This is a genomic window from Petrotoga halophila DSM 16923 (assembly GCF_002924615.1).
Map to the genome: position 1 here is coordinate 1 of NZ_JALY01000142.1, position 1,016 is coordinate 1,016.

The 1,016-nt window shown below is 31.0% G+C and carries 1 protein-coding gene; it reads left to right on the forward strand.

Annotated elements, in window-relative coordinates; translation table 11 throughout:
- Positions 1 to 73: 73 nt before the first annotated feature.
- Positions 74 to 1,016, forward strand: a 943-nt coding sequence (gene corA / locus AA81_RS07190) for a magnesium/cobalt transporter CorA (protein WP_103898669.1), incomplete at its 3' end; no start/stop codon positions are given.

The following is a 1,016-nucleotide window of genomic DNA, read 5'->3' on the forward strand; positions in this document are numbered from 1 at the left end:
CCCATAATTTTTGAATACGACCCACAGTTTGAAGAGAGATTGATCTCACAACTTTCGAAAGAGGAAGATAATTATGAATTCAGGTAAACAAAAAAATTTAAGCAAAGTAGGGAAACCTCCTGGGGAGCTTATTTACACAGGAAAATTAGAGCCAATTAACGCAATTATCAACGTTTTTTCTTATGATCAACACTCTTATGACATATTTGAAAATGTCGGTTTTGACCTTATAAAAACCCTAGATAAAAACAAAATTCATTGGATCGACTTTGAAAACGTCTCTGACTCAAATAAATTAAAAGCTATTGGGGAAATCTTCGGCATCCACAAGTTAACGTTAGAGGATATAATTAATGTCAATCAAAGAACTAAGGTTGAGTTCTATGATTCTTATACATTTTTAGTCATAAAAATAATCTCCGATTCAAATGAAAAGCTAGAATTCAGACAACTCAGTATAATCATAAAAGAAAACATAGTGATTAGTTTCTCAGAAGAAAAGAATTTTGCCACAAATTTGTTAAAAACACAACTCAAGACGGACGCAGGAGAAATCAGGAACAAAGATGTAGGATATTTAACTTTCTCTTTAATAGATATCGTGGTTGATAGTTACTTCTCAAAGCTAAATAACTATATTTCACACACGGAAGAAATAGATGAAAAAATCACCGAAGAAATAGAAGAAGAGCATTTTATAAAAATAAAGAAAATTAAGCAGGAAATATTAAGGTTCCGAAGATTTGTATCCCCTTTAAAAGACATCCTCTTTCAAATACAAAAAAAAGAAAAAGGGTTTGTGAATGAGAGTAATCAGGTATACTTTATCGATCTTTACGATCATACCATAAGGATAAACGAATCTATCGATTTATTGAGGGAGAATCTAAATAACTTGACAGAGATTTATTTGTCGATAGTAAGCAACCGTTTGAACGAAATAATGAGAATACTCACCATAATATCAACTATTTTCATCCCACTAACTTTTATAGCGGGAATATATGGAATGAATT